Raw genomic sequence first — 21,301 nt, 5'->3', positions numbered from 1 at the left:
TATGAAAGACCGGACATATGAATCCAGCACCAGTGAAGATGACGTTTGCTGCATCATCGGTCAGGCGGTGATTGAACTCAGTACAGAACAACAGCCTGTAACCAAATCGACGCTGGCACTGAAACTCCTGTCGATGGCCGATCGTGACAGTGACGATGAGCGTGTTCTGCTCTACTGGATCGCGCGTAAAGCGATCAATCAACCACAGAAACTTCTTCAGCAGCAGTGGGCGTAATGCCCAGCCGGATGCGGGCCTGAGCCCGCTCCGCGTCAGACAGTGACCCGGCGACGGCTTGCCGGCCAGCGGGCAAACATCACGATATTGCCCAGCAGAATCATGACAAGGCCAGGGATGGCGCTGACATGCCACTCAAACCCCTCAAAGCGGGTTGAAAGCGCCAGCGCAACCAGCGGAAATAACACCGTTGTATAGGCAGCACGACTGGCGCCGATACGCCCCACCAGTGTGAAGTAAGCGCCGAATCCCATCACCGATCCCACGATAGCCAGATAGGTTAAGGCCCCAATCCACTGCATATTCCAGGTTGGCTGCAGCGAAACCCCTTGCAGCAGCGAGACCAGTGCCATCATCAGCGCACCGTATAACATGCCGTAGCTGTTGGTTGTCAGCACGTCGCGTTGCAAACGCTGATGCCGCTGACTAATCATATTGCCGAATGAAAATCCCAGCGTGCCCAGCGCACTTAACCCAATCCCCCACATCAATCCGGCAGAAGCCTGAGTGCTACGCAGATCGTGCCAGAACAGCGCAACTATACCTGCCATGCCCAGTACTATCGCCGGAATCAGACGCGCTGAAGGGCGCTGACGGAAAAATATCCAGCTATTAATGGCGTTATACATCACGGCCATCGAGAAGATGACCGACTCCAGTCCGCTGCTGATATAGCCGGACGCGTAATAGAAGCAGACAAAGTTGAAGCCAAAGACGCAGCAGCCCTGCAGCATACAGAAGAGATGGTCCTGCAACGTCAATCTATGCAGCCGTTTTATCAGCTTTAGCAGCAAAAGCATGACCAGCGAAGCCAGCAAAAAACGCCAGAAGACAGCGACGGTGACGGCACTGATGCCTGCAGACTGTTGTGCATAGATAGCAATCCATGTCGTGCCCCAGATGAGCACCACTGAGAGATACAAAAACAGATTCACGGCCAGATTCTCCACTGCAAAACGTCGAGTCTGCCTCAGTAAAGCGATCGGTTCTTGCAATGGCTTGCGCAGGATTTGCAAAATCTTGCGCATTTTTGTCGTCTGTCCCAATGTGACCTGTTCTCTGTCCCGTACAATCCGTAAACTGGCACTCTGTTTACCTGAACTGATACCCCGATGAGTCGTTACCAGACCTTTGACATGCTGCAACGCCACAAAGCACAACTGCGCGATCAGGTGCAACTTAACAACGGCATTCAGCTGGCGGCCTGGTTTAACAGTGGCGATCGCGTCACCAACCTCAGCGATCATCACACCCTGAGCCTTTATGTCGCGGGCGGCTACGATACCTGGCATAAAACCGCGCACGGCTGGCGTAACGGTGGCGCACCGGATCGTTTTTGTCTGATGCCGGCAGGCACGGAATCGACTTGGGATCTGCGTGCCGATCTCGCCTTTGTTCATCTCTATTGCAGCGAGAACCAGTTGCGGCAGCTGGCCGAACAGGTCTGGGACCGCAGCCCGGCGCAGTTAAATCTGCATGAGAAAGTCTTTTCCACTGATGACCGCATCACCCAACTCTATCGGCACTTTCTGCTGAGCAGCGACTGGCAACAGCCCGCCAGCCAGCTGACATTGAGCAGTGCATCCACTCTTCTGTTGACCCATCTGCTGCAGCACTACAGTGAAGTAAAGTGGCAACTGCCCCAGGTGCGGGGTGGACTGGCTCCGGTGGTATTAAGGCGGGTTCTGGAATTTATTGAAACGCATCTCGACCAGCCTTTGACCCTGGCGGTGCTGGCGCAGGAAGCGGCACTAAGTGAATTTCACTTTGCCCGCATGTTCCGTCACACCACGGGCGAAGCGCCGCACCAGTTTGTGATGCGCCGTCGTATGGATCGTGCGCGAACGTTGCTTGCGCGGCCCGATCTGACGCTGACCGATATTTCTCTTCAGTGTGGTTTCCACTCTTCAGCGCACTTCAGCCACCGTTTCCGTCAGGTCTATGGCATGACGCCTTCGGCATGTCGGCGGGGAAGTCGCTGACCGTCTTAGCGACAACAGGCGCGATGTACAGCGCATAATGGCACCACAAACCATTAACATAAATTATCATTAAAGCTAACCTGTTTCGGTTAAGTCTCGTCATCCTTTTCTGACTCCATTCTCTTAAATAACCATTAACCGCACTTTTTAGCTACATGGCATTTTTCTGCTCATTTATGGCTTGAACAGCCGACTGAAACATTTGGTAATCTCAAGTGTCATGCGCGTGTGAGCGGTAATCTTAAGAAAACTCTTATATATCATGTCACTATATTTTTATTGACGACAACCCTCCTGTGTTACCTTTTGTTACACCTTATCATTTCCTTTAGTTGACCCACTATTTTTAAACTAGCGCCATGGGTGTTTATCTGAAAAATAAATCTCCGGATTCACGCTTCTACACCGCGTCATATCGCCAGTAAATGGAATGTACTCGCTTCTGACCGCAGGTCCTGCTTTGTGATGAATGTTTAAAAGCAGGAATGTTTTCTGGCAGGGTAAGCCGTTCTTAATATTTGACACTGGCTGTGACGGTTTCTATCACTCAATAGACCAGGGACAGCCATGTCTAACTCTTCCTTTCAGTCCGAAATACCGAAGGCACGTATTAATTTAAAGCTTGATTTGCATACGGGCGGAGCAAGCAAGAAAACCGAACTGCCTCTGAAATTATTGGTGGCAGGCGGCTTCAGCAATGGCCTGGAGTCTGCGCCACTGAATGAGCGCAAAAAAGTTAATGTGAACAAAAATAACTTTGACTCAGTGCTTTCCGAATACTCCCCAAAAATCAATCTTACCGTTAAAAACACGCTTGCCGATGACGGTAGTGAAAATAGTGTTTCACTGACATTCCAGAGCATGAAAGATTTCACCCCCGAGCAGGTTTCCCGACAAATTCCTCAGCTGAAGGCGATGCTTTCCATGCGCAATTTGCTTCGCGATTTAAAAGCTAACCTGCTGGACAACCAGGCTTTCCGAAAAGAGCTGGAAAAAATCCTGATCGATCCTGCCTTAAGCGCAGAGCTCAGAGCCGAACTTTCAGCCCTGGCACCAAAACAGCCATAGCGGTCACGATGATTTAACGGATTGAAAAAGGAAGATGTTGATGTCTGTAAAAAATGAGAATGCTGCGGTTGGCGAGAGTCTGGTGCTGGAACGTCCTGCAGCAGGTGGGGTTTATGCGTCCCTGTTTGAAAAAATCAATCTGCATCCGGTCTCCGAACTCAGTGCACTGGATATCTGGCAGGACGCACAGGCGATGACGGTCAATTACCCGGGGGGAAAGGGGGTAGTCAATCTTGCTGATTCCGGTATTAAAAAGTTTAGTGACGCTGATTTCCCTCACTGGACGGGCTGGCAGTTGGTTGATGACGATAGTGACAGCGACAGCCAGTGTAATTCAGCCGCTATTAAGAAACTTCAGAAAGATGGTGAGTTCGGTAACCAGTGCGGAAAGCTAATCTGTCATTTCCCGTTTGAATGGGAAAAAAGTACGATCGACACCCGCTTCTCGTGGCTGAAAACGGGAAGTGAAGAGCATGATCCGATGACGGAAGAAGATTATGCAAAATTTAAAGCTCATGCAGAAGCGCTGTGCTTTGAATCAGCATTCAGTAGCGGAAGCCTTTGGCACTTCAATCCTACTAAACTTATAAATAATTTGAGAGCGTGCGGCTGGCTTAGCCATGAAGAAATTTCCTCCATGATTCCAAGGAAATATTATGAAGGCTACCCCAGCAAACCAGTTAATGTGACAGTTCCATGGGCTACTTCGTTTGGTAGGTGGGAGAAGTATGTGAAAGATTTTAACAATACGTGTAATAAGTACAATATAATATCCCCACCAAGACGTTCTGCATTTTTAGGACAGATTTATATTGAGACTGGAATGCTCAGGACAATGACTGAAGGCGGAAAGGGGCAGGAAAATAGCAAAGGAAAGTTTGTGTCCCCAGCGACTGAGTATTATCAGCCATTTTATGGCAGAGGTTTCATGCAGCTAACTTGGCCGCAAAATTTCGATGATTATAGAAAATTTAGAACGAAATTGAAGTTACCTGATGAAAATTCAGGGTATGTTTACGATGATAGCCGAATAACAAATGTAAGTGAACACTACTGGGCAGATCCAAGAAAGACAGTTGTAGATAAACATACCCATGAAAAACACACTGTTATTGACGATGAACTATTAAAAAGTTGGTACCCACGTTACGATCCTAAAATTGTTGCTGAAGATTCGTTTTGTGCAACTGATAGTGCTGGTTTTTATTGGGTTTCAAAACATCATAGTCACGAAATTAATATTAATCGAGTCCCGGACAATGGAATTACGTCAGAATCAATTGGTAGATGTTCAGTTCTAGTTAATGGTGGCGGGTATGGATATTTTGAACGACAGGCCTATACACGGTATGCGTTCTACTATTTAAATGATGCCGTAACAACAAATGCCAAAGAAACAGTTCAAGTACAAAAAGGTCGTAGTACTGTAAAAATCACTGTTGATTACACCAGGCAGTGCAAGTGAGATGGTGGTTAATTATGAATAATACAATTTTACTGTTGGGTTTTGTTGGTGCCATTAATTTTTTTTCATTGGGCGCGTCTGCGAATGATATAGATGTATTATCGGCAGTTAAAAGCTATACCTTAAAGGATGGAGAACCTTACGGCCTATCACAAGTATATCAAATTGATGCACCTGACACCGGTTTTCCTCCTTATTATATTTTCCAGAAGTTAGTTAAAGGGAACGCATACCCATTTGTTTTTAATCGCGAAGGACTACCTGGTAAAGATGAGCCATACAGTCGGTGTAACGTAGTGCTCAAAGTTAATGATCAATATCTCATACCAAACAGGAATTATAAATCTGGATATGCCGAAGATTCTGAACCATGCCTCGGCATCGATAAAATGCAGATTATTAAAGGTAACAAAGATATTAAATGGTATGTGACCGAGGCTTTATATCAGTCAGAAGGTGATACACCAGATAAAACTGAAGAAATATATTTTTATTCTGACATTTTTTTTTGCTTCTCAAAAGATTTTAGTTCAAAACTAGCTGCAGGCAAAATTAAAATAAAGGACCTCGAGAGTTTATCTGTGGATGGAAAAAACGCTGAGGAGTGTGCTAAATAAAACTCAGTGATGATGCTAATTTACACTAGGATCGCGTTGATAATGAATAGAGTTCAAGCTGACAGGTTTTATTAATACACTACATATTATTTTATTGTAGAGATACTGCCGCAGAAGGTGATGATAAGAGTATCTCATATATAGATGGATTAACAAATTAATCCTATTATTTCAATAATTGCCGGTTTTTTTATTTCATTTAATGCATATGTATCAGGAGTTATATTTAATGGTACTGACTCGATAACCGTTGACATTAAAAATCATACAAAGACTCTTAAGTTTGATACTGTTATCAATGGCTATAATGTTAAATGTAGTGGTGATAAAATAATTCTCTGGGGTAAGCCGAAAATAATAAATGAGGGCAGTCCTCATGATACAAATGTGATTCTTATAGTTTTGGAGCACAGATATAAAAATTGACCAGAGTGTGAGTGAAGGTGTTTTTAGCATTGATTTTATAAAAGGAAAGGATCTCACCTATATCGGAACCAATCAGGGTTTTTTTTTAATCTTGCAAATGAAAATCTGAAGCCAGTTGGGTCAGAATTTGATCCTATGGATGATAATAACTTTGAAAACGTGCGAGAAAAATAGCTCGTGGGAATTTAATAGATATCCTTGAGCAACAGCCTGTGTAAGCCCTGCAGGAGAATCACTCAAAATTCCTAATGATGCTATCATGAAATATATTTTTTTCTGTGCATTTTTACAAAGGTTGCAATTGGATGTGATAATTGCATTTTAGATGTTAATAATGGAAAAAAATTTCTGCAAAGGTTTTGCTGAAAGATAATGATTCGTTGGAAGTATCAGTTATAGACGCCGGAAAGCAGATTAATCTAGAAAATTTTAATGTCATCGGAGAAGAAAAATCACATTACATTTGAAGGTTACAATCGTGATGGCTATAAAGATTTTAGTATTTGGTATCTGGATGAGGGAATGGGCACTTATAAAATCTATAGGTTATTTGTCTTTTCCCCTGCGGACAAAAAGTTCAAAGAGATAAAGCATATATGCGGTGATAACTTTGTTAACGTAAGGATTGAAGGTCATGATCTGATTAATATGATTTATGACGATAACACCCCAAAGTCATGATCTATCTCCCTCAAAAGTCTTAAATAACTGCATTCGATATATAAGCGTGAGAGATGGAGTTAAAGAAATAATCAATTGAAAAACTGTATGGATAGTCTAATTCTGGGGGGAAGTGAAATTTCATAGTCATTAGGATATCCCAGAAAGGATGTACGCACAGGATGTAATGTTATGAAAAAAATTTACATGCCATTAATCATCGGTTTCAGTTCTTTGTCTATGGTTTCTGTTCTTGCTGCTAATGCAGGATTTGTATCTGTAACTAGAACCCTGTCATCTGATTCAAGTGCCAACATTTCTTCGTCATCCAATTTTGATGCATGCAATATGCATTTTAGTGATTTTAAATACCCCGCATTGTCTGATGATGAGTACTTCCAAAAAAAATCACCAATATCAGAGTGGACTTGCCTGTATTCTGGTGAAGCATTTGAAGCAGGATATGATGTACAGCAAGTTAACAACAAGGGGGTCAGTGTTAGTGCCGCTGATAATAAAATTGTTTATGACTACAAGAATAAGGTATGGAAATCAATTCCGGATGCTACATATGTGAAAAATGGGAAGGCAAATCATCTATCTCTATTTCAAGTTAAAAGCAAAGATGCATCTGGTTTTATGGCTGTTAATGCCATGGCGAAACTTAAAGATGGGACGCTAGGCCAGAGTGTTTATTTTTGTTTGATACATAAAAATAATGCCCTATGTGGTTCTGGTGTTAATTCTTCGGATAATAAAGGTGAAGATCTATCTAAAGAAACATTGAAATTGCTTGAGAGCATTTCATTTGATGGTGACTAGCCTTAGTTAAAATTTGGAAATTTTAAAGCATGAGAGTGTGAATGTCTTATTCCCTGAAAGATCTTCCGAAATGTTATCCCCGGCAAGTTCCACCTAAAATATCCCGTTGGCTTGCCGTATTGGTTGCGATGCTGGTCATCAGCGTGATTCTTATGTGGATATTCGGACGATACATCGATAACAGTCACTTCTGGGTGTTGGCCATTGGCACACCATTAGTTGTGTGGATTGTGTGTTTCACTATTCGCATGTGGGCCTGGTCATTACAGGACAGTAAAGCGAATGGTTTTGACCGGCGTCGGGAGCAATGGATCTTAAGTGAGACCCGTAGGTCTCGTCGTGCGCTTCAGGTGTTGAATACGACATTTATTACAGCCCATCAGGAAGACGAAAAGCGTTCTGTCGCTGATGATATGCTCAATAATCACAGCATTATCATTTCGCAGTCGGACTGGAAAGGCGAAAAAAGCAGGAGGCTGAGCCGTATTACGGCAGAACCAGAAGATACTCCTGGATTGGTTATCTCACGTTTGTTCTCTGAGCTTATTGCCGATCTTCCAGTTCACCAGTTTCCTGAGAACGCTTCGCTTGTTGTCATCCTCGATGTCTCGTCATCTCTGCCACTCCCTGCTGTCAGAAATATCTGGCAGGAAGCCTGGCAGGAGAGTGGCATAACCTGCGCGCTTGAGTACACAGACAGCAATGGGCCGGAGGTAGTCAACCACTGGCTGGATCACCGCATTAAAGATGATGCGATGTTATTGATTGTTGGTCTCCAGATGGATCCGGCTGTTTCAAATAATACTGCTGAAACAGCCGTTGCTTTGCTTCTTGGCAACCGCTTGACCCAGGAGGCACTCGAACCTCTCGCGTTGCTGCATCGGCCAGATGCTGCTCCGTCAGGTGAATTGAGGGAGGGGATGAACATGGCCGCCTATAACGTCCCGCTCAAAGAAAATATCGTGAAAAATTTGTGGATTGCCGGGCTGACGGGTGAGCAGCGTGCAGAAGTTATCGCGTGCCAGAATGCGCACCCTGCGCAGTCTATAGAGGACGAAACCGTCATTTCGCTCGATACATCCATGGGACATGCCGGTGCCGCGGCCCCCTGGCTGGCTATCGCTGCCGCCACCGAAATCGCCCGACAAACTCAGTCACCACAGATGATTATCTGCGGTGATACCACACAGAATGTGCTGTGGAGCACGCTCATTACCCCGATTGCTTCCCGACAGGAGATGGATCCGTGAAGCTACCCTTAGCACCGAAGACTACGGAAGGCCGCTATCTTGCTGTCGCAGTTATTTTCTTTTTGCTGTTGGCCGTTATGACGTTCATGGTCTGGAAGCACCCGGATATAGTCGGGATTGAAGACGGAAGTCAGCAGCAAATTCACTGGCTCATCGCCGGCGGATGTATTTCAGGATCTGCCCTTATCGTATCGATGTTTCTCCTGGCGGCGGCATGGGAATACTGCTGTCGTTCGCGGTGAACCGTATGCAGATAGTCTCTGTAGCCGAGCAGGCTCATGCCCTGGTGGAGCATCCTTCCGTATCGGATTACCATCTTACGGCCCTGCATACTCTGCGTAATGATGCCGGTCGCCTGCAACACCGTATTCAGGAAGGTGCACCCTGGTATCAGCGCTTCGGTCTGGATCATAACCAGCCGTTGCTCGACGCGATGCTTCCCTGGTACGGCGTGGCAAACAACCGCCTGATTCGCGACCCGGCAAATGCCGTCCTGACGCAAAAACTCAGCGCGCTGGCAAATTCAGCCCCCAATAGCGACCAGCGGGCACAGCTGGCGAAACCGGGCTATGACCAGCTGAAGGCCTGGCTGATGATGGCCCGCCCCGATAAAGCCGACGGCGCGTTTTACGCACAAACCCTGAAAACCGTACAGCCGACACGGATGGGGATCTCCACTGGCCTGTGGAAGAGCCTGTCGCCGGATTTATGGGCGTTCTATATTTCTGAATTACCAAAACAGCCGCAGTGGAAAATTACGCCTGATGGGCAACTGCTCAGCCAGAGTCGTCAGGTGCTGTTGCAGCAAATTGGCCGCCGTAACGCGGAAAGTACGCTGTATGAAAACATGCTCAAATCGGTGCGCCGTAACTTTGCCGATGTGTCACTGGAAGACATGACAAGCGGTACTGATGCCCGCCGCCTGTTCACTACTGATGAAGTGGTACCGGGCATGTTCACCCGTCAGGCGTGGGAGGGCGGTATTCAGCAGGCTATCGAAGAAGCCGCAAACTCCCGCCGCGATGAAATTGACTGGGTGTTGAGCGACAGCCGCAAAGCCATTTCTGCTGACCTCTCGCCGGACGCATTGAAAGCCCGCCTGACCCAGCGCTATTTCATCGATTTTGCCGGAAGCTGGCTGAACTTCCTCAACAGCCTGCAGTGGAACCCAGTGCAGAATATTGCGGACGTGACCGACCAGTTGACGCTGATGAGCGACGTGCGTCAGTCGCCGATGATTGCCCTGATGAACACCCTGGCATGGCAGGGGCAGGGCGGGCAGCAGACGGAAGGGCTGTCTGACTCGCTCATCAAGTCGGCAAAAAATCTTATGGACAGTAAAGACAGGCCCGCCATTGATCAAACCGCTGCCGGACCTCAGGGGCCGTTGGATGACACCTTCGGGCCGCTGCTTCAGCTTCTGGGCAAAAACAAAGCCAGCAGCGTCATGTCTTCGGACAGCACGCTTAGTCTGCAAACCTACCTGACCCGCATCACCCGTGTGCGTTTACGCCTGCAGCAGGTGGCAAGCGCTTCTGATCCACAGGAGATGATGCAGACCCTCGCCCAGACCGTGTTTCAGGGCAAGAGCGTCGATCTGACCGATACCCAGCAGTACGGCAGCCTGGTGGCGGCAAGCCTGGGTGAAGAGTGGAGCGGTTTTGGCCGCACGATGTTCGTGCAGCCGCTGACCCAGGCCTGGGAAACCGTGCTTGAGCCTTCGGCGGCGAGCCTGAATGATAAATGGAGCCGTTCGGTAGTGGCGAACTGGCACACCGCCTTTGACGGGCGTTTCCCGTTTGCGGCGAGTAAAAGTGATGCCTCCCTGCCAATGCTGGCTGAGTTTTTGCGCAAGGACAGCGGACGTATTGAACGCTTCCTGACAACAGAGCTTAGCGGGGTGCTGCACAAAGAGGGTAACTGGCAGCCCTGGCTTGCCCCGGTCAGTGACGCCAGTCCGACCGGAGAAGATCCCGGCTATGACGATGATTTTCAGCGTATCCGGGAGGAGGTCAATAAACTTTCCGGCATCGATACCGGGCTGATTTGCACGCTTGCCGAAAAGTTATTGACCACTGCGGCTAAAGATATCCGGGTTGCGACTTATTACTGCTGGGCGCGCCTGCACCAGGATGGCGAAGCCGGCTTTGCTGAAGGGCTTGAGCTGATGGCGGGATTGCTGCAGCGCTATGGAACACAACTTTATCCCCAGCGCGAACGTAGCCGTAAACCGGCGCTGGAGTGGCTCGCAGGCTCTCGTCTACTCGACAGTCTGTCACTCTGGCCAGAGGTGGCACGCGAGTATGCCCTTCGCACTGTTGGTGCACTGCTGCTGATACGCGACAGCCTGGAGGCTGAGCCGGAAGCGTCACGACCAGAGCTGAATGCCCTGTACAGCGCACTGGAATCTCGCCTGATGATGGCCGGTGGTGTGGATGCCGTGGTGCCGCAGAACGCCGGTAATAAGGTGCAGCCACAGAATTCTACGCATACAACTGAGCCTGACGCGCCGGTCCTGAGCCGCATCACCTCCGGTCAGGATTTGCTGGCCCAGGCCCGAACTCTGACGGCGTATCTTCGTGAGCAGCCTGAAGGCTGGCTTGCCGCACACCGGCTGATGAAAAGTCTGCGTCATGACACCCTGAGAGCTATTCCGGCACCGGATGCTGAAGGGAAAACGCGCATCGAACCGCCGCGGGCTGACCAGCGAGCCATGCTCAAACGCCTGTACCTGCAACAGAGCTGGCTGGAGATAAAGGAGCAGGCGGACAGCACCTTTTCGCGCGGCGCCAATCATCTCTGGCTGGATTTGCAGTGGTATATCCACCAGGCCCTGATGAAGTCGGGGCAAGATGTATTGGCCGACATTATCACCGCCGACCTGAAAGGGCTGCTGCGCCGCCTTAGCGGACTTGAAACGCTGGCTTTTAACGACGGTACGCCGTTTGCCGATGAGGTCACGCTGAACTGGATAAATCAGAGCGTGCTGGACGATATGTCCGGCTGGCGGGATGAGCCGGTCAGTGCCGTCGGTGAGACGGATAACGATATCCTTGCGCTTGAACCGGAAGCGCTGGATAAAGCGGACACTGACGGTCTGGATGCCACCCTTCACTGGTTGCAGACCCGCCCAGGCACTGACACCACAAAAGACAAATGGCTGCTGCGTCTGCTGATGGCCCGTGTGGCCGAGCAGAAGGGCAGGAATGAACTGGCCCTGCATCTGCTGGGTGAGCTCGACAGTGCCGCACAGTCAATCACCCTCACGCAGTGGACACCAGCACTATTGTTTGAAGTGAAATCGCGTCGCCTCAGACTGCTGCGTATGAAAGCCGTCCGCAGTGAAACTGATAAATCAAGGCTTCAGCCCGAGATGGATTTGCTTCTGTCCGGTCTGATTGCACTCGATCCGGCAAGCAGTGCTGTGCTTTGCGGGTAAAAACGCCTGGCACACATTTTTAATACACATATTCAGGTTTTTATGGATGACTTAACCCTGCGTTACTATGACGCTGAAATGCGCTACCTGCTGGAAGCCGGCGAAGAGTTTGCCCGTGCTCACCCCGAGCAGGCGGCAATGCTCAATCTCGATAAAGCGGGCGCGCGCGACCCGTACGTGGAGCGGCTGTTTGAGGGCTTTGCCTTCCTGATGGGCCGCCTGCGTGAAAAGCTTGATGATGACCTGCCTGAACTGACCGAAGGGCTGGTCAGCCTGCTGTGGCCACACTACCTGCGCACCATTCCGTCAATGTCGGTGGTGGAGTTGACCCCTGACTGGCGCGAAATGAAAGAGCAGATGCGCATCGTCAAAGGTTTCGAGGTGAACTCGCGGCCGATTGGTGAGAAGGGCACGCGCTGTCGGTACACAACAACCAAAGAGATTACCCTTCAGCCATTGTCGCTGGAGTACGCCCGCCTGTCGACTGACCCTGACGGGCGCTCGGTCATCAGCCTTCGCTTTAACTGCAGCCAGCTTGCCGACTGGAGTCGTGTCGATCTCAGCCATATCCCGCTCTACTTCAATGCCGACGCACCGCTGGCCTGCGCCATGCATGAAGCCTTTACCATGAACGCGGCGCGCCTCTGGATGCGGATGCCGGGTGACATAGACAGAAGACCTCTCGACGGGCATTTCATCGCGCTGGGTTTTGGCGATGGCGATGACCTGTGGCCGAAGGGAAGCAGCAGCTTTAGCGGCTATCAATTGCTGCTGGAGTATTTCACCTTCCGTGAGAAATTTATGTTCACGGGGCTGAGTGGGCTGGAGACCGTGGCCTTTCCGGCTGAGCTCTCCTGGTTTGAAATCGACGTGGTGCTGGCAGAACGCTGGGAGCATGACTTCAGCTTTACCGAAAAGCATCTGCGCCTGAACTGTGTGCCGGTGATTAACCTGTTCCCGCTGGAATCTGACCCGCTGACACTAAACTCTCTGCAGACCGAATATATGCTGCGCCCGATGCGCGTGCAGGATGGCCACACTGAGATATACGCGGTGGATTCGGTGATGTCATCCAGCCAGCACACCTACGTGCCGTTTTCGAGTTTTTGCCACAAAGGCGGAATGATGCGTCACGAAGCCCCGGAATATTACTATCACACCCGCGTGCGCCGCGGTCCGTCCGGGCTGCACAACACCTGGCTTATCCTCGGCGGTGAAGCGTTTGATAATCACACGCTACCGGAAGACGAAAGTCTGTCGCTGACGCTCACCGGCACCAACGGCCAACTGCCACGACGTGCGCTGCAGAGTACCGTGCTCGATACGGTAATGAAAACTACCTCAGCCAGCATAGCCGTGCGTAACCTGTGCGCGCCGACGCTGCCCTGTTATCCCCCGGCGCAGGACCGTTTTCACTGGCGCGTGTTGAGCCACCTCGGCAGCGGCTTCCTGTCGATGATGGATAATGCCGACGTGCTGCGCGGCACCCTGGCGCTGTATGAATGGACCGATAGCGAGATGAATCGCCGTCGTCTGGAAGCCATTATCGACGTGAAGCACAGCGAAACTGAGCGTTTTGAGCAGGGTTACCTGGTCCGTGGTGTGCAGATTGAAGTGACGCTGGACAGTCACGGCTTCGCCGGGCGTGGAGACATCTGTCTGTTTGGCGAGATGCTGAGTCGCTTTTTCGCGCTCTACACCGATATCTATCTGTTTAACCATCTGATTATCATTCTGCAACCGACCGGAGAACGCCTGGAATGGGAAGAGAAGCACAACCGCCGCATTCCCGGCTGACACCGCGGCTGGAAGCCGACCTTCACCGCATTAATTTTTATCGTTTCTGTCAGTTGCTGGAGAAGCAGAATCCGCGCAAACCACTCATGGGAACAACCAGCCATCCCGCAGACGACCCGGTACGCTTTGCCCCCCATCCTGGGATGGGGTTTCCGGCTAGCGAACTAAAAGCCGTGGAGTATGACGAAGAGGATGACAGTAAACCACCGCTCATCCGCGCCACGTTTATGGGGATGTACGGCGTGGATTCACCACTGCCGACCGCCTATCTCGATGACATCACTCAGCGCCGTGAAGGGCATGACGCACTGCAGGGCTTTCTGGATATTTTCAGCCACCGCATCCTGACGCAGTTTTACCGCATCTGGCGTAAATATTCCTACCCGGCCACCTTTGAACCGGGTGGTACCGACAGCATCTCGCAGTCACTGTTGGGCCTGGTAGGGCTGGGCATACCGGGTACCGCAGAACGTATTGCTACCCCGGTATCCCGTTTTCTGTCGCTGCTTGGCGTGCTGCAGCAGCCCGGTAAAACGCAGGAAGGAATGCAGGCAATAGTGAGCCTGCTGGCAACGGATACCGCCGTGAAGGTCAGACCGTACTGCCTCAGACCGGTGGAGATCAGTCAGCCACTGGGCTTTTATGCTGATGACGATTTTCTGCTTGACGGCAATACACCACTGGGTGACGAAGCGATGGATGCGGGCAGCCAGCTGCTGGTTGCGCTCACGACGGACAACGAACAGGAAGCAAAGGACTGGAAACCGGATGGCTTGCTGTATCAGGACTTTCTGGTGATGCTGCGTGTTTATCTCGGCTGGCGCTTTAAGGCAAAAATCACACTGACCACCCGGACCCGCCTGCTGGCCGCTCCACCACTCGGAGAAGGCCCATTCTGGCTTGGGATGAATGGCGTGCTGGGCGCGGAAGAGAAAAACCTCCCGGACGATATCCCGCAGGCCTTTACGACGGAATTGGGCTATTACTCCGGCCTGCAGCCCGCAACACCCCAACAAGGAAATCGACGTGTTACGTACAAGTTTGACTAAAACGTTCTGGATGTTACCGCTGCTGGCATTCAGCCTGGCAGGCTGTGGGGTAACACAGGTCGTCACCGATGGCACCAAATCGGCCTTCAACGCCGTGTTCTACAAAAAAATTAAGGTGCTGCACCTGGATTTTACTGCTCGTGAGGCACTCAACACCGATTCGCGCGAAAGTAACTCCCTCTCTGAGCCGGTTGTAATACGTGTTTATCAACTGAAAGACCACAAAACCTTCGACAAAATGGTCTACCAGCAGTTGCTGAAAGAGGGTGACACAGTGCTCAAAGCCGACCTGCTGGCAACCCGCGATGTGGTGGTAAAGCCCGGCGGCGATGCGAATCTGAATATGCCTATGGAGGCCAATGCACAGTTTGTGGCGGTGGTGGGTCTGTTCCGTTACCCGGATATGGTCAACAACACCTGGAAGCGGGTGATAGGGCGCGAAGACCTTGATCCGGATAAGCCGCGCATTCTGGAAGCCGGTAACAATCATCTGACTCTGCAACTTCTCAAGGACGAATGATGCCCCAGGGACACAATACACCTTCACTGTATGAAATGCTGGCCGGTAATTTTACCGGAGGGCTTGCTCTGCATCAGATCAGTGAACAGAACCAGGTCATCCTCTCAGTGCTGGATAATATGCAACGGATCCTGAATTGCCGCGCCGGGACTCTGGCGCATATACCCGATTTCGGCCTGCCGGATATGACCAATATTCTACAGGGGCTTCCTGGCACCGCGCATAAACTGCTTTCTACGCTCTCTGCAGTCTTGCTTAAATATGAGCCCCGACTGAAAACCATAGACGTGATCCTGCTGGAACAGAAAGTCCCTGGCGAACTGCGCTATGCCATTGATGCTGAGCTCAGGGGCATTGGCCTTGTGCGTTACGGCACCGAGTTTATGCCCGAGGGTCGGGTCATGTTACGCCATCTGAAGCAACAGCAATATCTCGACACAGCAACCCCTATGTAAGGCCAGTCAACGCCATGTCAGTAAAATCACAGTTCCTCAAAAAGCTACAGGCCAGCCAGCCCGATCCGATCTCGTTTACCAGCAAGACTCAGGCTGATATTGCAGAGTTTCGCCAGCGAATAACTCAGCTTCAGGAGCAGATGGACGCGTGGCTAACAGGTACCGGGCTGAATGTGGAAACGTTCACTGTATCCGTCACGGATCTGCTGGTGGAGGGCGGGGCTTTTGAGATTGCCGGTATCGTTCTGCGTTACCACGACCAATGCGTAAAATTTACGCCGGTTTTTTTGTATGGTCAGGGCGTAACCGGATGTGTGGAGACGGCCTTCCATGATGTAAGGCGAGTGACGTCACTGGGGCGTTTATTCATGCGTTCAGGTAGCGTAAGTGACTGGACCCTTACTCCGCCAGGTGTTTTATCCCGTGATGGAAAGATATTTGATGAGAGCGCTTTTTTTGGACTTATTATCGCGCTCCTGTCATAGCGAGTACTGGAATATGAATGATTTTTCCCTGTTTACCCGGCGAAACAGTGAATAACTTATGAAAGCAGTTATTGGAATAACTCATGGATACAGCGATGAAAAAAATAAGTCTCTTACTGGTGTTGAGTATCCTTTTCACCCTGCAGGCTGAAGCTGCGCGTGGCCGGCAGCCCTGTTCTGGCTCAAAAGGCGGCATTTCACATTGTACATCGGACGGTAGTTTCGTCTGTAATGACGGTAGCCTGAGTCAGTCTAAACGATTCTGTTCCGGATATGGTTCTTCATCTTCAGAAGTCAGCAATCCGTTAAAGCCTTCTACTTCCACCCGAAAATCACAGACGAAGAAGACGACTACGGCAATTAAACAGAAACAGCAAAGCGTTGCAGAAAACGACGAATCGCTCACTACGCAACCCCGCCAACCTACATGCGCTCCCCTCTATATGGCCAATAAGCCCGGATACACCCATTTACCCGTCTGTTCAGGAAATCAGTATTAATACGGCGCAGGAAAGTGTCTTTGCGCGTTGTTCAGATTAACTAGTCAGGATTAAAGGTCGCCGAGCCCGTGGCGCTTCAGTATCTGCAGAGTATTGAATATGCAGAAAGTGGAGCCGCATAAACGAAAATCTTTCACAGGTCCGGATACGTCACATGGATAAATGGTCATGAATGACATCACTTCACAAACACTCAAAACCGGTGGTGATCCACGCACGTTGCCGGAATATACCGCTTTACGCAGTGAAATCAGCAAGCTGACTCATCCGGCGCGTCCTGATGTGAACTGGAGATATGCAGATGAACTCTGTAGCTCATTGTTCAGGAATAACGGTGTGGATCTTCAGACGGCGGCCTGGTATACGCTGGCGCGAGCGCAACTGGCCGGAATACCGGGTATGAATGAGGGGCTGAGAATACTGGAGACCATGATAACTCATCAGTGGGTTACGCTTTGGCCTCAGCCTGTTCATGCCCGCATGGAAATTCTCAGCACTCTGAGTCAGCGGCTGCAGCAACTGATACGTATGCTCCCGCCGGACAATAGCCACCTAAGTCAACTCTTTCAGGCAGAGAAATTATTGGCCACGCTGTCGGAGGTTTTGCAGCGTCTGGAGCTTAAACATCTCAGCCAGCTTGATACATTGCGGACATTAATACATGACAGTGCTGTACGGCTGGAACATATTGATAGTATTTCGGAAACAGACGTAACCACTCAGCCAGATATCATGCTGACTGATACCGTTATGATGGATTCCGCGTTATCAGTGAATGCCCAGAGCAACGTACCAGTTACAGAGCAAACGTGTCCGGATAGCACAGTTAAGAGTAAGGATGTCTCGCAACCGGAACAGATGGCGCATGCGGAAGCACAGTCGGTAATATCCAACCCGGAAAAGAAGTGGAAATCCTTCGCTGCCGGTATGGGAAGTATGCTGATTATCATTACCGTCGCAGCGTCGGGTTGGCTGTATATTCACAACCCCGACCCACTTCAGACTAAGCTTGCAACATCTCTGGCACCCTTGCCTGCACCCCTCGCTCCTGAGCAGATTGATGTGTTGCGCCAGCAGATTCCGTTACCTCAGGACTTTATCGCCCAGACACAGAAGCAGCTTTCCCGACTGGATAAACTGCCTCCTGACTGGAATATTCACTTCAGTCGACAGCTTGTAGAACAGGCGCAGGTGCTTTCGCCAGAGCAGGCTAAACCTCTGGCACAAAAGTGGCAGCAACAACTCAATGCGATGGCATTACCGACAGAACACCTCGCTGACTGGTATCAGGGAATGACAACGCTACAAAAGCTCAGCGACAGACTTAACGGGCTTGATGAGCAGAAAGGTAAATACATGACGGTCAGTGAGCTGAAGTCAGTCGTTTTTTCCGCCATGCAGTCTTTCAACCAATCGATACCGGCTGAAGAGCAGCTAAGGGCATTATCACAAAATCCCGCAGGCGAACCTCTGCCTGCTGCTGCCAAAGCACAGCTGGAGATGCATCTGAAGCAACTGACTGCCCGTTATGCAGAAATAAAACAGAATGCATTTAAATAAAAAATATCTGAAGCATACGATGCAGCCAATTAGCCAGACCCGCCAGATCATGATTACAACGCATTCGCAGGTGTTCATTCATTTGTCTGAAGAATATAGCCATGGCCGTAAAACAATTATGGGTAATTGAGCACAGAAAAAGCGAAGGGATGTAGCCGTAGTTAATTATTTGTTGTTTATTTTTAAGGGTTTTAATTGATGGGGGCGGTTTTAAAAGAGGGTAGGTCTGGTGTCCCCTGCAGGAATCGAACCTGCAACTAGCCCTTAGGAGGGGCTCGTTATATCCATTTAACTAAGAGGACAGCGGCGCGCAGTATAGCGCAAACAGGCTAAGAGATTCACTACATCGCGGTCCGTTTGCTCATTCCGCCATCAATCCGGGAATTTACACTGATTGCATTTCGCTGCTTCGCGCAGATTCCTGTAACCCCTTCACACTGCAAACATCGCGCTTCCTAAGGTAACAGACGCGATTTCAATGAAAGGCAGACAGAGTGACTGCCTGCCTTGTCATTTACTCCGCCTTTTCCTGCTCTTCACGCTGACGGCGTTTCTCCTGCTTCCGTTTTTCCGCTTTCGCTTTGGCAACGGCCGCTTCACTCATGTCATTACGGATCTGCGCGTGGCTGATCAGCGCAAAAATCAGCGTGCCGCCGGTAATGTTGCCAAGCAGAGTCGGCAGGGCAAATGGCCAGAAGAATTCATGCCAGCTGATGCTGCCATTGAACACCAGATAGAGCACCTCCACCGATCCCACCACGATATGCGCCAGATCGCCCAGCGCAACCAGCCAGGTCATCATGACAATCACCAGCAGTTTGGCACCGCCCGCGGAGGGGAACATCCAGACCATGGTGGCGATAATCCAGCCGGAAATCACCGCATTGGCAAACATCTCGCCGGGAGTGTTTTCCATCACCTTCATACTGATGTCGGTGAATGCCTGACGGGTGGCATCGTCAAAGATCGGCATCTCATTAAACGCCAGCGCACCCAACGCCGTCCCGATCAGGTTACCCAGCAGCACAATGCCCCATAACCGTAACAGCAGAACGCCATTACTCCAGGTGGGTTTATGCATCACCGGCAACACGGCAGTGACGGTATTCTCAGTAAACAGCTGCTGGCGCGCCATAATGACGATAACAAAACCAAAGGTGTACCCCAGGTTTTCCAGCAGGAAGGCGCCCGGGACGCCATCCAGATGCACCTGAAATATCCCTTTAGCCATCAGCGAGGCGCCCATTGACAGGCCCGCCGCAATAGCTGACCAGAGCAGCGCCATACCGTCGCGCTCCAGCTCCTTTTCGCCATCCTGGCGAATCTCTTCATGGATCGCCGCAGCGCGGGAGGGTAGAGCCTCCTCATCGACTTCGATGTCAGTGCCCTTGTCCTTCTCTTCGCTCTCTACGTCGTTAGGACCCTGTTCATTACCTGATGAAGGCTTCATATTTTCTCCTGGTGATAGTGCTGTAGCGTAATAAGCGTAGCTGTTTTTTATTTGCCGGAAATGTAACGACCGATGCGAATAAGCGTAACAACGTTTTTCGGAACTGCATTTTTATTCAGACTCCTGGCGATACCGCACGAATAATCCCATAGCATTCAAACTGAGCGCTGGGTCACACTTCGGCCCACAGCAACATTGTGGTAATATTCCGGCCACTTTTAGCTGGTGCGATTCCCCCCTTGATGCTGGAAATCATTACGCTCACTTGTGCATACGACGAACGGTCGCTATTCCGGCGGCTCTCCTTTCGCGTGTCCGCAGGTGACATTGTGCAGATTGAAGGCCCCAATGGTGCCGGTAAGACCTCGTTATTACGCCAGCTGGCTGGCCTGAGCCGTCCTGAAGAGGGTGAAATACGCTGGCAGCAGCAGCCGATCCTGCGACAGCGCGAGGTCTGGCATCAGGCGATGCTCTATCTGGGCCATCAGCCCGGTGTCAAAGGCGTGCTCTCGCCGCTGGAAAATCTGCGCTTTTACCATCCCGATTGCAGTGATGCGCAGATTTTTGCTGCGCTGGAAAGTGTGGATCTCACGGGCGACGAAGAGGTGCCGGTCAGCCGGTTATCGGCAGGGCAGCAGCGTCGTGTGGCGCTGGGGCGTTTGTGGCTCAGCCAGGCCCGCATCTGGATTCTCGACGAGCCGCTGACTGCCATCGACAAAGCGGGTATTGAAAAATTAATGGCGCAATTCACCCGGCATGCCGATAACGGCGGGGCGGTGATCCTGACAACCCATCAGGATTTGCCTGCGGAGGCTGCGCGGGTGCGTAAAATTCGCCTCGGCGAAGAGGATGCCAGTTGATGTTGTTTCGCCTCATCCAGCGTGAACTGCGCATCGCCTTTCGCGGCGGTGCGGATGTGGTTAATCCGCTCTGGTTTTTCCTGATCGTCATTACTCTGTTTCCGCTCGGCATCGGACCGGACCCGCAACAGCTGGCGCGAATAGCACCGGGCGTTGCCTGGGTTGCCGCGCTGCTGGCATCACTGCTGGCGCTGGAGCGACTGTTTCGCGATGACTTCAGCGATGGCTCGCTGGAACAACTGGTTCTGTTGCCGACGCCGCTGCCAGTGACGGTTATTGGCAAAGTGGTGGCGCACTGGCTGGTCACCGGCGTGCCCCTGATTATTCTGTCGCCGCTGGCCGCGCTGCTGCTGTCGCTGGATTTTAATGGCTGGCGGGCAATGGCTCTGACGCTGCTGCTCGGCACGCCAACGCTGAGTTTCCTTGGTGCGATTGGTGTGGGTCTGACGGTAGGTTTACGGCGCGGCGGCGTGTTGCTCAGCCTGCTGGTACTGCCGCTGGCTATTCCGGTATTAATCTTCGCCAGTGCGGCGATGGAAGCGGCCAGTCAGGGTTTGCCGATTGGTGGCTATCTGGCGATCCTCGGCGCGATGCTGGTGGGCAGCGCTACGCTCGCGCCGTTTGCCACGGCGGCGGCACTAAGGATTACGTTGCAATAACC

At 50.8% G+C, this 21,301-nt stretch carries 20 protein-coding genes, 1 tRNA gene and 1 pseudogene; 19 read left to right on the top strand and 3 right to left on the bottom strand.

The window, feature by feature from the left end:
• Nucleotide 1 precedes the first annotated feature (1 nt).
• Nucleotides 2-235 (top strand): hypothetical protein, encoded by a 234-nt coding sequence (locus ACN1CO_RS09630; RefSeq protein ID WP_090958994.1) that lies wholly within the window; start codon nucleotides 2-4, stop codon nucleotides 233-235.
• 35 nt (nucleotides 236-270) lie between these two features.
• Here the strand turns inward: ACN1CO_RS09630 and ACN1CO_RS09625 are convergent, their stop codons facing one another.
• Nucleotides 271-1,170: a DMT family transporter gene (locus tag ACN1CO_RS09625; protein WP_419138754.1), complete on the bottom strand. Its 900-nt coding sequence runs from the start codon at nucleotides 1,168-1,170 to the stop codon at nucleotides 271-273.
• A gap of 177 nt (nucleotides 1,171-1,347) precedes the next feature.
• Here ACN1CO_RS09625 and ACN1CO_RS09620 point away from each other — a divergent pair, with 177 nt between their 5' ends.
• The 16 genes and pseudogenes from ACN1CO_RS09620 (at nucleotide 1,348) to ACN1CO_RS09545 (ending at nucleotide 18,330) form a co-directional block, all read left to right on the top strand.
• Entirely contained in the window at nucleotides 1,348-2,217 is an 870-nt protein-coding gene (locus tag ACN1CO_RS09620) for a helix-turn-helix domain-containing protein (protein ID WP_419138753.1), read from the top strand.
• Between the two features lie 567 nt (nucleotides 2,218-2,784).
• Nucleotides 2,785-3,285 (top strand): type VI secretion system contractile sheath small subunit, encoded by a 501-nt coding sequence (gene tssB / locus ACN1CO_RS09615; protein WP_419138752.1) that lies wholly within the window; start codon nucleotides 2,785-2,787, stop codon nucleotides 3,283-3,285.
• 34 nt (nucleotides 3,286-3,319) lie between these two features.
• On the top strand, nucleotides 3,320-4,750 hold the full coding sequence (locus tag ACN1CO_RS09610; protein ID WP_419138751.1) for a hypothetical protein: 1,431 nt from the start codon (nucleotides 3,320-3,322) through the stop codon (nucleotides 4,748-4,750).
• A gap of 14 nt (nucleotides 4,751-4,764) precedes the next feature.
• Complete coding sequence (locus ACN1CO_RS09605; protein ID WP_419138750.1) at nucleotides 4,765-5,367, top strand: hypothetical protein; 603 nt, start codon at nucleotides 4,765-4,767, stop codon at nucleotides 5,365-5,367.
• Nucleotides 5,368-6,645: 1,278 nt separating this feature from the next.
• A complete protein-coding gene (locus tag ACN1CO_RS09600) occupies nucleotides 6,646-7,275 on the top strand; it encodes a hypothetical protein (protein WP_419138749.1) in 630 nt (209 codons plus the stop codon).
• A gap of 41 nt (nucleotides 7,276-7,316) precedes the next feature.
• Entirely contained in the window at nucleotides 7,317-8,525 is a 1,209-nt protein-coding gene (locus ACN1CO_RS09595) for a hypothetical protein (RefSeq protein WP_419138748.1), read from the top strand.
• On the top strand, nucleotides 8,522-8,767 hold the full coding sequence (locus ACN1CO_RS09590; protein ID WP_419139021.1) for a hypothetical protein: 246 nt from the start codon (nucleotides 8,522-8,524) through the stop codon (nucleotides 8,765-8,767). Before ACN1CO_RS09595 ends, ACN1CO_RS09590 begins: the two co-directional genes overlap by 4 nt.
• Nucleotides 8,689-9,780: pseudogene (locus ACN1CO_RS09585) on the top strand (ImcF-related family protein); the annotation flags it as partial. The gene ACN1CO_RS09590 and the pseudogene ACN1CO_RS09585, both read left to right, overlap by 79 nt.
• On the top strand, nucleotides 9,760-11,964 hold the full coding sequence (gene tssA, locus ACN1CO_RS09580; RefSeq protein WP_419139009.1) for a type VI secretion system protein TssA: 2,205 nt from the start codon (nucleotides 9,760-9,762) through the stop codon (nucleotides 11,962-11,964). The pseudogene ACN1CO_RS09585 and the gene tssA, both read left to right, overlap by 21 nt.
• Nucleotides 11,965-12,006: 42 nt before the next feature.
• A complete protein-coding gene (gene tssF / locus ACN1CO_RS09575) occupies nucleotides 12,007-13,761 on the top strand; it encodes a type VI secretion system baseplate subunit TssF (RefSeq protein ID WP_419138747.1) in 1,755 nt (584 codons plus the stop codon).
• The gene (gene tssG, locus ACN1CO_RS09570) at nucleotides 13,725-14,810 is read left to right on the top strand and encodes a type VI secretion system baseplate subunit TssG (protein WP_419138746.1); all 1,086 of its coding nucleotides are present in this window, start codon (nucleotides 13,725-13,727) and stop codon (nucleotides 14,808-14,810) included. The genes tssF and tssG overlap by 37 nt, the downstream gene beginning before the upstream one ends.
• Nucleotides 14,788-15,330, top strand: a complete 543-nt coding sequence (tssJ, locus tag ACN1CO_RS09565; RefSeq protein ID WP_419138745.1) for a type VI secretion system lipoprotein TssJ — start codon at nucleotides 14,788-14,790, stop codon at nucleotides 15,328-15,330. Before tssG ends, tssJ begins: the two co-directional genes overlap by 23 nt.
• On the top strand, nucleotides 15,330-15,785 hold the full coding sequence (gene tssE, locus ACN1CO_RS09560; protein WP_419139008.1) for a type VI secretion system baseplate subunit TssE: 456 nt from the start codon (nucleotides 15,330-15,332) through the stop codon (nucleotides 15,783-15,785). The genes tssJ and tssE overlap by 1 nt, the downstream gene beginning before the upstream one ends.
• 14 nt (nucleotides 15,786-15,799) lie before the next feature.
• Nucleotides 15,800-16,270: a hypothetical protein gene (locus tag ACN1CO_RS09555; protein ID WP_419138744.1), complete on the top strand. Its 471-nt coding sequence runs from the start codon at nucleotides 15,800-15,802 to the stop codon at nucleotides 16,268-16,270.
• A gap of 95 nt (nucleotides 16,271-16,365) precedes the next feature.
• The gene (locus ACN1CO_RS09550) at nucleotides 16,366-16,770 is read left to right on the top strand and encodes a hypothetical protein (RefSeq protein ID WP_419138743.1); all 405 of its coding nucleotides are present in this window, start codon (nucleotides 16,366-16,368) and stop codon (nucleotides 16,768-16,770) included.
• 168 nt (nucleotides 16,771-16,938) lie between these two features.
• Nucleotides 16,939-18,330: a VasL domain-containing protein gene (locus ACN1CO_RS09545; RefSeq protein WP_419138742.1), complete on the top strand. Its 1,392-nt coding sequence runs from the start codon at nucleotides 16,939-16,941 to the stop codon at nucleotides 18,328-18,330.
• 227 nt (nucleotides 18,331-18,557) lie between these two features.
• On the opposite strand, the gene ACN1CO_RS09540 is transcribed toward ACN1CO_RS09545, so the two are convergent.
• Both ACN1CO_RS09540 and ACN1CO_RS09535 read right to left on the bottom strand, forming a co-directional pair.
• Nucleotides 18,558-18,632, bottom strand: a tRNA-Arg gene (locus ACN1CO_RS09540).
• A gap of 212 nt (nucleotides 18,633-18,844) precedes the next feature.
• The gene (locus ACN1CO_RS09535; protein WP_419138741.1) at nucleotides 18,845-19,780 is read right to left on the bottom strand and encodes a formate/nitrite transporter family protein; all 936 of its coding nucleotides are present in this window, start codon (nucleotides 19,778-19,780) and stop codon (nucleotides 18,845-18,847) included.
• A gap of 242 nt (nucleotides 19,781-20,022) precedes the next feature.
• Between ACN1CO_RS09535 and ccmA the strand changes: the two genes are divergently transcribed.
• Together ccmA and ccmB are read left to right on the top strand one after the other, a co-directional pair.
• Nucleotides 20,023-20,640, top strand: coding sequence for a cytochrome c biogenesis heme-transporting ATPase CcmA (gene ccmA / locus ACN1CO_RS09530; protein ID WP_419139007.1), 618 nt, complete (start codon nucleotides 20,023-20,025; stop codon nucleotides 20,638-20,640).
• Nucleotides 20,640-21,299, top strand: a complete 660-nt coding sequence (gene ccmB, locus ACN1CO_RS09525; protein WP_003853097.1) for a heme exporter protein CcmB — start codon at nucleotides 20,640-20,642, stop codon at nucleotides 21,297-21,299. Before ccmA ends, ccmB begins: the two co-directional genes overlap by 1 nt.
• Nucleotides 21,300-21,301 lie beyond the last annotated feature (2 nt).

The organism is Pantoea sp. R13S299, from assembly GCF_048515925.1.
Classification (GTDB): Bacteria; Pseudomonadota; Gammaproteobacteria; order Enterobacterales; family Enterobacteriaceae; genus Pantoea.
This window is presented reverse-complemented; position numbering and strand designations above follow the sequence as displayed.